We start from the raw sequence: 7,472 nt of genomic DNA, 5'->3' as shown, positions 1-7,472 counted from the left end.
CCTCAGCTTCTACGACGACCGGTCCGAGACCTTCGTCGGGCTCGACAACTACACGACGCTGTTCACCGATCCGAGCCTGCGGCTCGCGATCACCAACAACCTGCTGTGGGTGCTCGTCGTGCCGGCCTCGTGCGTCGCGTTCGGCCTGCTCGTCGCGGTGCTCGCCGACCGGTTGACACCGCGGTTCGAGAGCGCCAGCAAGTCGATCATCTTCACCCCGATGGCCGTCAGCGCCGTCGGCGCCAGCACCATCTGGCTGTTCGTCTATGCGTGGCGGCCGGCCGGCACCCCTCAGATCGGCCTGCTGAACGCCATCTGGACAGGCCTCGGCGGCGAGCCCGTCGCATGGGTGCAGGTGTCGAACTTCCGGCTCAACAGCTTCCTGCTGATGGTGATCATGATCTGGTTGCAGACCGGCTTCGCGATGGTCCTGCTGTCGTCGGCGATCAAGGGCGTTCCCACCGAGACGATCGAGGCAGCGCGGATCGACGGGGCCACTGAGATCCAGATCTTCTGGCGGGTCACCGTCCCCCAGATCGCGTCGACCATCGTGGTGGTCTTCACCACGATCCTGATCGCGGTGCTCAAGATCTTCGACATCATCTTCGTCAGCACGGGTGGCAACTTCAACACCGACGTGGTCGCGAACCGGTTCATCACCGAGCTCTTCGACTTCAGGCGGTTCGGGCTGGCGGCAGCGATCGTGGTCGTGCTGATGCTCGCGACGATCCCCGTGATGATCTACAACGTCCGCCAGTTCCGTGAGCAGGAGTCCCGCTGATGTCCGTGACGCCACCGCCCACCGCTGACGAGCGGCAGATCGACGAACAGACGAGGGCACCTGAGACCGGACGGCGCAAGCCGCGGCGGGGGGGCAAGATCGTCTCCAGCCTCGCGCTGCTGTTCCTGTGCCTGGTGTGGCTGTTGCCGACGTTCGGCCTGTTGGTCTCTTCGTTCCGAGCCGAGGACCTCACCAAGACCACGGGCTGGTGGACCGTCTTCGCCAACCTCGGGGACTTCTCGCAGTGGACGCTGTCGAACTACTCCGAGGTGCTCAGCGCCGGCATGGGCAACGCCTTCCTCAACAGCATCGCTGTCACGGTCCCGGCGGTGGTGATCCCGATCCTGGCGGCGGCGTTCGCCGCGTATGCGTTCGCCTGGATGCGCTTTCCCGGACGCGAGGTGCTCTTCGTCGTCGTGATCGGCCTGCTGGTCGTGCCGCTGCAGGTGGCGTTCATTCCACTGCTCCGCCTCTACAGCGCCTTCGGGCTAACCGGGACCTTTCCGGCGGTCTGGCTGGCCCACACCGGGTTCGGCATGCCGCTGGCCGTGTACCTGCTGCGCAACTACATGGGCTCCCTGCCGGGCGAGGTCGTCGAGTCGGCCCAGGTCGACGGCGCCAGCCACTTCCAGATCTTCTGGCGCCTGATGATCCCGCTTTCGACGCCCGTGCTCGCAGCGTTCGCGATCCTGCAGTTCCTGTGGGTGTGGAACGACTTCCTGATCGCGCTGATCTTCCTGGGCTCGACCGAGGCGAATCAGGTCGTCCAGCTCGTGCTCGCCAACCTCGTCGGCAGCCGCGGCCAGGACTGGCACCTGCTGACGGCCGGTGCGTTCATCACGATCAGCGTGCCGCTGATCGTGTTCTTCACCCTGCAGCGTTACTTCGTTCGCGGCCTGACCGCCGGATCGGTGAAGGGGTAGGGTACGGGCCCGCCGACCACACGCCACACACCCGAGGGGCGGCCGACATGAGGCCGTCCCTCGGTCGTCCGCCCGACGGCAAGGCTCGGACCTTCAAGCTGTGGGACGTGCCGCCGTCGGTGTGGGCCTACGGCTTCTTCCGGGCGCTGGCCTTCGGCGTGCCGTACGCCACCGGGACCGGCGGCGTCGGCCTCGGCCTGTTCGTCGTGCTGGTGCTCTACGTCTTCGTGCTCCGGAGGTCGCGGAGGGCGTGGATGGCGCTGGTGGTCCTCGACGTGCTCTCCCTCGTGATCCTCGTGATCACCCAGGTCCAGACCTCCGCGCCCTGGGCGTTGCACATCTTCACGGCGCTTGCGGTCGTCTCGCTGCTCCTCCCGAGCACGCGCCGGTACGTCACCGGCCAGCCCGATCCCGACGCGCTGCGCTGACCCGACAACGCCCCGCCGGTCACGCGCCGAACACGATCAGGACGAGCGAGGCCAGTGAGAACAGGACCGTGACCGCGGCGATCACGCGAGGCACCCACGCCGGAACCGCGACGTCGGCGCCTTTCGCACGGGTCGCTAGGCGACGGTGGCGGCCGACCAGGCCGACGAGCACTGCCGCACCCAGTCCCATCAGCAGCGCACCCGGGACGTGCCGTGCGGGATGGAACTCACCGCCGCCGCCCGCACGCAGGTACAGCGCACCGGCGACGATCATCGCGAGTGCGGTCCGGTTCCACGCCAGCGCGGTCCGCTCGTGCTGCAGCCCGTCGGGCGCATCAGCCATCCTGCTCACACCTCTGCCGTCAGCAGCAGGATGACGGCCACCAGCGAGACGATGCCGACGCCGATCGCCAGGACGAGGGGGAGCCGGGTCTCCGCGAGCGGCTCGTCCAGGCGCATGGCCCGCTCGTGCGCGGCCCACCGGCGGTAGCTCGCGGCCGCGACGATCGTGCCGAGCACGACGAGCGCGACGCCGATGGCCTCACGGGCACCAGGGATCCGAAAGGGCGGCAGCAGCTGGATGACGGCGAGGCCGCCGGCGTCGAGTGCGAGGGCGGTGCGGATCCACGCCAGGAACGTGCGTTCGTTCGCCAGCGTGAACCGGTAGTCCGGCTCGCTGCCCAGCGCATCGACCGGACGCTCGCCACTCACCACGGATCCCGACGCCGGATCGGCCGCCTCATGATCGGCAACTGTACGCGCAGCCACGGCGGATCCATCACGGTCCGCCGTGGTCACGGTCCCGCTGCAGCCCTAGGCGGAAGCCGGTCACCCCTTGACGAACGACAGCTTCTCGGCGACCAGGCCGTCGCGCACGCGCAGGACGTCGATCCCGCGGACGTGGCCTTCGCCCCAGCTGTAGGTCCACCGGACCACGACGCGATCATCGGCGCCGATGACCTCCTCGACGTCGAACCGGGTGTGCGGTGATGCGGCGAAGAGCTCCCGCCACGCCGAAGCGACCTCGTCACGCCCCTCGTACCTCCGTCCGTCGGGGGCCGGCGCGGTGGTGTCGAAGACGCAGTCGTCGGTCATCTGCGCCATGATGGCCTCGACGTCTCGTCGCTCGAAGGCCGTGTTGAACCGGCCCGCAGCGGCCAGCGCCACGCTCCGTCCGAAGCGTCCGAGAAGCCGGGCCTGCGGGTCGGCGTCCGGTGCGACGGCTGCCCGGGGGCCGATCGCTCCGGCCTGGCGATATGCCTCCTCGACGGTGTCGAACCACGCCGCGACAGCGTCGACGAGGTCGAGATCGAGGCGGTCGTCCACGCCGATCGCCTGGGCCAGATCCCACCCGTGCAGCAGGTGGTCGGCGAGCAGCTGCTGCACGTACTCCGCGGCCGGCGTGTCACCGAACGACAGGTGCACGGTCCGCTCGAGCGCGCCGTCGGCACCGACGGCGTCCCGTGCCGCCGCCGCCGCGTCGTCGGACGACGCGACGGGATCGTCACCCAGCACGTCACCGTCGTAGGCCGTGCCGACCTCGGCAATCGTCCGTCCCGCCATCAGCGGCTCGGTCCACAGGTTCTCGCCGGCGACGTGGTTGACGAGGTCGCGGACGGTCCAGTCCACACAGGGCGTCGGGAGGTCCCACTGGTCGTCGCGGATCAGGTGGACCAGCTCGCCGAAGCGGATGCTCGCCCGCCGGTAGCGGTCGACCGCGCCACCGGGCGCACCGACGTTCGGGTCTGTCATCGTCGCAGTGTCGTGTGCCATGGTCATCATCTCCCCGCGATGCCCACCGGCCGCGTGCCGGGGTCCTATCCTCGACGACGGTAGGCGCGTGGCATTGCGAAGCGGTAACGACCGCATGACCGGTCCCGGAGGGAGCCGCGCATTGCTGCACATCAGGTTGCTCGGCGGGTTCACGGTTCGCAACGGCGACCGTGTCATCGCCGCGCGGGACTTCGGCGGCGGTCGCCAGGCAGCTGGTGCGCATGCTCGCGGTGCAGCGTGGTGCGCTCGTGTCACGTGACGAGCTCATGGCCGGGCTGTGGCCCGTGCAGGCGCCGTTCGATCCTGCGGCGAACCTCAACGCACAGGTCAGCCGGCCAGACGCGCGCTCGGCGTGCCCGATCTGATCGTGACGGCCCCCGGAGGCTACCTGCTCCGCTCCGACACCGACTGCACCGTTGCAGCGAGCTCGTCGCAGACGCTGTGGCCGAGGCACTCCCACCAGGCCGCCGGCCGGCACGCGTTGGCACGACGGTGCTACGAGCACTGCGGTGCTGGACGGGCGATCCGCTCATCGAGGACCGCCTACGCCGACGCTGCTCGAGGTCCGCGCCGAGGTTCCGCACGCGGCGGGGCGCGCTGGCGGAGGCGCGAACGGACCTGCGTGCGGCTCTGCGCGACCGCACCCGCTCGCCCGGCCGGGCACGCCTGCTCGCACGCATGGCACTGGCGGCATCGGGCGCCGAGGACCTCCTGAACGCAGCCGAGCTGGCGCAGCTCGCACTGGTCGAGGCCGCGGACGACGACGGCGCACGCGCGGACGCCCTAGCGGTCGCCGCGGTGGTCGACATGAGCGCCGAGACCGCTGGCTATTTCGCGCACCACGCGCGCCTGCACGAGCTCACCGACGCTGCGCGGGCGGTGCGGCCATTGGCGCGATGAGTTCAGCTGCCGGGCGTCGTCTCAACGGTGCATCGAACCCAGGAGCCAGCACGTGCCCGTCCCGGACCAGCCGCCCCTGCACTGCGATGCGCGTGCGCTGGCCGCCGCCGACCTCGACACCGTCGACGCGCTCGCCTACCTGGCCCTGCTGGCGCACCGCATGGGGTGCCGGCTCGTGCTGCGGGACGTGCCCTCGCGGCTACGCGAGCTGCTGGAGCTGGCGGGCCTGTCAGGACCCGACGGTGTCCTCGTCGTCGAGGCGGAGCGGCAGGCCGAACATCGGGAACACCCGGTCGGTGTCGAGGAAGAACGTGAACCCGACGATCCGCCCGTCTGAGACCTCGAGCACCTGCAGCGCCCAGGGCTCGTGACGGCCGCCCGGTCCGCTCGGGCGGTACTGACCGAAGGCCGGCCGCCCGTTGGCCACGGTCGGCAGGAGCCGTGACCCGCGGCACGGTGCGCCGGGACCCAGCCAGAAGGTGCGGAGCGCCCCCACGCCCGCGAGCCACATCTCGTACGGCGGCATCGACTGGACCACGTCGTCGCGCATCAGCGCCGTCAGCTCGTCGAGGTCGTAGCGTTCGAAGGCATCGAGGTACCGGGTCAGCAGCGCCTGCTGCTCGGCATCCATCGGCCGGAACGGCTCGCCGTCGGCGAGGTGCTCGTCGGCCAGCGTCGCACGCGCGCGCTGCAGGGCACTGTTGACCGACGCGACGGAGGTGTCGAGCAGCTCGGCCACCTCGGCGGCCCGCCAGCGCAGGACCTCGCGGAGCAGCAACACGGCGCGCTGCCTGGCCGGCAGGCGCTGGAGCGCGGCGATGAAGCCCAGGCGGACGGATTCGCGCACGACGGCGACCTCCGCGGGATCGGCGTCCTCGGGCACGACCCGCTCGTCCGGGATCGGTCCGATCCAGGTCGCCTCGCCCCTCATCGACCCGGCCTCGCCGACCGCGCCGGACGTCGCCGGACCCAGGTCCATGGGCAGCGCACGCCGCTGCCGGCCCCGCAGCTGGTCGAGGCACACGTTGGTGGCGATGCGGTACAGCCACGAGCGCAGCGACGACCGTCCCTCGAACCGGTCGTGGTTGCGCCACGCGCGGACCATGGTCTCCTGCACGGCGTCCTCGGCCTCGTGGGCTGAGCCGAGCATGCGGTAGCAGTGGGCAGTCAGCTCACGGCGGTGCTGCTCCAGCTGCCGCTCGAGATCGCCGGTCGGGGTGTCCGTGGCGAGCTTCGTCATCATCGTCGGCTCCTGTGCACGCCTTGCGACACGTCAGGAGCGCATCCTACGCGCATCCGACCGTACCCGGAGCAGCGCAGCGGGTGTCGTGCTCCCCACCGGTGGCCCCACTGCTGTGGCCATCGCGTCATCGAGCGCGTCCACGTCGGGCGCGACGGGCGAGGTCGGCCAGGCCGATCCATGCGCGTCGTCCGGCACGAGAGGGGTGCGTGGTTGTGGTCGTCACAGGCGCTCCAGCGGCGGTCGGCACAGGTACCGACCGCCAGGACGCCCGGAACTCATCGGTCGACCTGTGTCACCACCAGCCCTGGCGCTTGGCCCACCGCAGCAGCGTCGCCGACATCGCGGCCATCACGAGAAGCACGATGGCGAGGTGCACGAGGTCGGTGTCGTCGTTGACGATGACGTTCATGCCGTAGACCGACGCCAGCGCCGTGATCGGCAGGGTGATGACCGCGATGACGGCGAGACGCTCGGCGGCGATGGTCATCTTGGTCTCGGTACGGGTGCGGTAGTGCTCGATGACACCCTCGACGTAGTCCTTCTGACCATTGGCGATGCCGAGGACGCGATCGAACTGCTCGACGAGGTCGTCAATGAACGGTCCGCCTTCCTCGGGCACGAAGCGGGCCACCGTGGCCACGCGGTCGAAGATCTCCCGGTTGAGCACCGCCATCGTGCGGACCGCGAGCAGGCCGTGGCGGGTCTGGAACAGATCCTCGAGGAAGTCCTCGCTGTGGTCGATGTCGCCCGAGGTGACCAGCTGCTCGAGCCGCCAGGCGTCAGACGTCAGCTCCTCGACCAGGCCCTCCATGGTGCGCGCCATGGCCGAGATGACCGCGTAGAGCAGTTCGAACGACTCCTTGGGCCGCAGGCGCCCGGCCTCGATCCGCTCGAGCACCGCCCTCGTCTCGCGCAGGGCGACGGCCGGCTCGACCGCCGGATTGACGGGTCCGTGCACGGTCACCAGGTAGTTGGGGCCCACGAACAGGTCGAGCTCGACGTAGTGGATGTGCCCGGCGCGGCCGCGTTCGGGACCGTGCAGCACCACGAAGACGTGGTCCTTGTAGGCGTGGACCTTCGGCACGCGGGTGCGCTCGACGCAGCTGCGCACCGCCAGCGGGTGGAAGCCGAACACGTCTGACAGCGCGTGCTGGGCCTCGGCGTCACACGCCGGGATGTCGACCCAGGTGATGCCGTCGTCACGCGCCAGCAGCGACGGAAGGGTGCCGGCGTCGTGCTCCTCTATCTCGGATCCGGCGAGGAAGCGGACGTCGATGGCCATCGCAGCTCCGTCCTGTCGATCGCCACCATCGTCGCACGCGTACGGGTCGGGCAGGAGGCCGTCGTGCCCAGAGCTACCGGGCGATGTAGCCACCGTCGAGGTAGAGCTCCGAGCCCGTCATGAACGACGCGTCGTCGCTCGT

Annotated in this window: 11 protein-coding genes; 6 read left to right on the top strand and 5 right to left on the bottom strand. The window is 70.0% G+C overall.

Features of this window, described 5'->3' with window-relative positions; all coding sequences use genetic code 11:
• From VK923_01645 to VK923_01635, 3 genes are all read left to right on the top strand, one after another.
• On the top strand, positions 1–781 hold a 781-nt coding region (locus VK923_01645; protein HSJ43368.1), incomplete at its 5' end, for a sugar ABC transporter permease.
• Positions 781–1,704, top strand: a complete 924-nt coding sequence (locus VK923_01640) for a carbohydrate ABC transporter permease (protein ID HSJ43367.1) — start codon at positions 781–783, stop codon at positions 1,702–1,704. The genes VK923_01645 and VK923_01640, both read left to right, overlap by 1 nt.
• Positions 1,705–1,751: 47 nt before the next feature.
• Positions 1,752–2,132 (top strand): hypothetical protein, encoded by a 381-nt coding sequence (locus tag VK923_01635; protein HSJ43366.1) that lies wholly within the window; start codon positions 1,752–1,754, stop codon positions 2,130–2,132.
• 19 nt (positions 2,133–2,151) lie between these two features.
• On the opposite strand, the gene VK923_01630 is transcribed toward VK923_01635, so the two are convergent.
• The 3 genes from VK923_01630 to VK923_01620 form a co-directional block, all read right to left on the bottom strand.
• Complete coding sequence (locus VK923_01630; protein ID HSJ43365.1) at positions 2,152–2,475, bottom strand: DUF202 domain-containing protein; 324 nt, start codon at positions 2,473–2,475, stop codon at positions 2,152–2,154.
• Between the two features lie 5 nt (positions 2,476–2,480).
• Entirely contained in the window at positions 2,481–2,843 is a 363-nt protein-coding gene (locus VK923_01625) for a DUF202 domain-containing protein (protein HSJ43364.1), read from the bottom strand.
• A 117-nt stretch (positions 2,844–2,960) separates the two neighbouring features.
• Complete coding sequence (locus VK923_01620; protein ID HSJ43363.1) at positions 2,961–3,884, bottom strand: TIGR03086 family metal-binding protein; 924 nt, start codon at positions 3,882–3,884, stop codon at positions 2,961–2,963.
• A gap of 242 nt (positions 3,885–4,126) precedes the next feature.
• Between VK923_01620 and VK923_01615 the strand changes: the two genes are divergently transcribed.
• From VK923_01615 to VK923_01605, 3 genes are all read left to right on the top strand, one after another.
• The gene (locus VK923_01615) at positions 4,127–4,270 is read left to right on the top strand and encodes a helix-turn-helix domain-containing protein (protein ID HSJ43362.1); all 144 of its coding nucleotides are present in this window, start codon (positions 4,127–4,129) and stop codon (positions 4,268–4,270) included.
• A 127-nt stretch (positions 4,271–4,397) separates the two neighbouring features.
• Positions 4,398–4,805: a hypothetical protein gene (locus VK923_01610; protein ID HSJ43361.1), complete on the top strand. Its 408-nt coding sequence runs from the start codon at positions 4,398–4,400 to the stop codon at positions 4,803–4,805.
• Positions 4,729–5,142 (top strand): STAS domain-containing protein, encoded by a 414-nt coding sequence (locus VK923_01605; GenBank protein ID HSJ43360.1) that lies wholly within the window; start codon positions 4,729–4,731, stop codon positions 5,140–5,142. Before VK923_01610 ends, VK923_01605 begins: the two co-directional genes overlap by 77 nt.
• Here VK923_01605 and VK923_01600 read toward each other — a convergent pair.
• Both VK923_01600 and VK923_01595 read right to left on the bottom strand, forming a co-directional pair.
• Complete coding sequence (locus tag VK923_01600; protein ID HSJ43359.1) at positions 5,035–6,048, bottom strand: sigma-70 family RNA polymerase sigma factor; 1,014 nt, start codon at positions 6,046–6,048, stop codon at positions 5,035–5,037. The two genes, VK923_01605 and VK923_01600, sit on opposite strands and share 108 nt — an antisense overlap.
• Before the next feature lie 292 nt (positions 6,049–6,340).
• Positions 6,341–7,330: a magnesium transporter CorA family protein gene (locus VK923_01595; GenBank protein HSJ43358.1), complete on the bottom strand. Its 990-nt coding sequence runs from the start codon at positions 7,328–7,330 to the stop codon at positions 6,341–6,343.
• Between the last annotated feature and the right edge of the window lie 142 nt (positions 7,331–7,472).

This window comes from Euzebyales bacterium (genome assembly GCA_035461305.1).
GTDB lineage: Bacteria > Actinomycetota > Nitriliruptoria > Euzebyales > JAHELV01 > JAHELV01.
This window is presented reverse-complemented; position numbering and strand designations above follow the sequence as displayed.

What these genes read in the sequence shown, in the direction of transcription:
- VK923_01640 (HSJ43367.1), top strand. Translation starts at nt 781, where the DNA reads ATGTCCGTGACGCCACCGCCCACCGCTGACGAGCGGCAGATCGACGAA.
- VK923_01635 (HSJ43366.1), top strand. Translation starts at nt 1,752, where the DNA reads ATGAGGCCGTCCCTCGGTCGTCCGCCCGACGGCAAGGCTCGGACCTTC.
- VK923_01630 (HSJ43365.1), bottom strand. Translation starts at nt 2,475, where the DNA reads ATGGCTGATGCGCCCGACGGGCTGCAGCACGAGCGGACCGCGCTGGCG.
- VK923_01620 (HSJ43363.1), bottom strand. Translation starts at nt 3,884, where the DNA reads ATGACAGACCCGAACGTCGGTGCGCCCGGTGGCGCGGTCGACCGCTAC.
- VK923_01615 (HSJ43362.1), top strand. Translation starts at nt 4,127, where the DNA reads ATGCTCGCGGTGCAGCGTGGTGCGCTCGTGTCACGTGACGAGCTCATG.
- VK923_01600 (HSJ43359.1), bottom strand. Translation starts at nt 6,048, where the DNA reads ATGATGACGAAGCTCGCCACGGACACCCCGACCGGCGATCTCGAGCGG.
- VK923_01595 (HSJ43358.1), bottom strand. Translation starts at nt 7,330, where the DNA reads ATGGCCATCGACGTCCGCTTCCTCGCCGGATCCGAGATAGAGGAGCAC.